General features: G+C 71.9%; 1 protein-coding gene. It reads left to right on the forward strand.

The window, feature by feature from the left end; all coding sequences use genetic code 11:
• The first annotated feature begins 117 nt into the window (after positions 1 to 117).
• Entirely contained in the window at positions 118 to 1716 is a 1599-nt protein-coding gene (locus tag ACIBJF_RS53280) for a recombinase zinc beta ribbon domain-containing protein (protein ID WP_399185097.1), read from the forward strand.
• Positions 1717 to 1821: the final 105 nt, after the last annotated feature.

Genomic DNA, 1821 nt, shown 5'->3' on the forward strand with positions numbered 1-1821 from the left:
TAGGGCCTGCTTGAGCCGTGTGCGGGGCCAACCCGCCCGCACGGTTCTCAGGGGGCCGGGGCACAGCAATGTGCCCCGGCTACCCGACAGGCCGAGCTGCACATCCTGGCCGGTCGGTTGCAGGGAGCGAAGCGGGCCGCCGCCGAACGCGGCGAGCTGCACTTCCCCCTGCCGGTCGGCTACGTCTACGACGACGAGGGCGCATGCGTGATCGATCCGGACGTGGAGGTGCAGACCGCGATCCGGGACGTCTTCGCCGCGTTCGCAGCGGGCGGCTCGGCCTACGCGGTGGTGGCCGCATTCGTCGGCCGGCGCTTCCCGCTGCGGGCCTACGGCGGCGTGTGGGCAGGCCAGTTGCGTTGGGGGAAGCTCACCCACGCCAGGGTGCTGGGGGTGCTGGGCAACCCGTGCTACGCGGGCACCTACGTCTACGGCCGGTTCTCCATCCGGCACACGGTGGAGCCAGATGGCACCGTGCGCACGGGAGTGCGGCTGCTGCCGAGGGATCAGTGGCCGGTGGTGCTGCATGACCACCACGAGGGCTACATCACCTGGCAGAACTTCCTGGACATCGAGGCGAAGCTGAAGGCCAACTGCACTCATGACGGCGCCCGTCCGGCCCGCGAGGGCCTGGCCCTGTGTCAGGGGATCATCGGCTGCGGCTCGTGCGGGCGCCCGATGACCACCCGCTATCACCGCAGCGGACAGGCGGCCTACGAGTGCTCCGGGTCGAAGGCGGACCACCAGGGCACACCGACCTGCCGGTCCATCAGGGCGGACGTCGTCAATGACGCGGTGGCCGCACGCCTGCTGGCCCAGCTCACCCCGGACCAGATCTCCGTCGCCCTGGCCGCCGCGGACGAGGTCACCGCCCGCCACACCCGCGTCCATCGGGCGGCCGAGCTGGCGGTGGAACGCGCCCGCTACGAGGCGGACCGCGCCGAGCGGGCGTTCACCGCGGTCGATCCCGGCAACCGGCTCGTCGCCCAGACGCTGGAGAGCAGGTGGGAGGCCAGGCTCACCGCCCTGGCCGAGGCCGAGGCGGCTCTCACGGCGGCGCGGGAGTCCCGCCCGTCGCTGCCCGACCGGGACGGCCTGCTGGCTCTGGCCACCGATCTGCCCTGCCTCTGGCACGCGGCCGACACCCGGGGCAAGGACAGGAAACGCCTGCTCAGGACGCTCGTGTCGGACGTGACGGTGCTGCCAGAGACCGACCGATGGCGAGCCCGTGTCGGCTTGCGTTGGCACACCGGGGCGAGCGAGGAGGTCGCTCTTGAGCGGCCCAAGCCCGCACCGGAGGCTCGGCGGACCCCGTCGGCGGCGCTCGCGCTGATCAGCCGGCTCGGTCCGCAGCTTCGCGGCGCCGAGATCGTCGCCGAACTGGCGGCGGCCGGCATCACCACCGGCTCCGGCCGCCCCTTCGACGAGGCCGCGGTGCGCTGGGTCCGCCACGTCCACAAGATCCCCTCCCCGTTCACGGTCCCGTTCCGGGACGGGGAGATCTCGGTCAAGGAGGCGGCCCGCCGCCTGGGCATCGCGGCCGACACGGTCTACTACTGGATCACCCACGGACAGCTGGCCGCCCGCAAGACTCCCAGCGGACGCTGGTGCGTCCCCTGGGACGAAGAGACCGAAGCCGCCTGCCTGCGGCGCATCGCCGAATCCGGGCACCTCACCCCGAAAACCCGAACCATCACAGCAGGAGGGGCAGTATGAAGCCGCCATCCCGACCGTGGCCGACCGTGTCGCGCAGACGGTGGTGGCGATGGTGCTGGAGAAGAGGGTCGAACCGATCTTCCATCCGGACTCCTACGGCTACCG

The sequence above is a fragment of the Streptomyces sp. NPDC050743 genome (assembly GCF_044456925.1).
Taxonomy (GTDB): Bacteria; Actinomycetota; Actinomycetes; order Streptomycetales; family Streptomycetaceae; genus Streptomyces.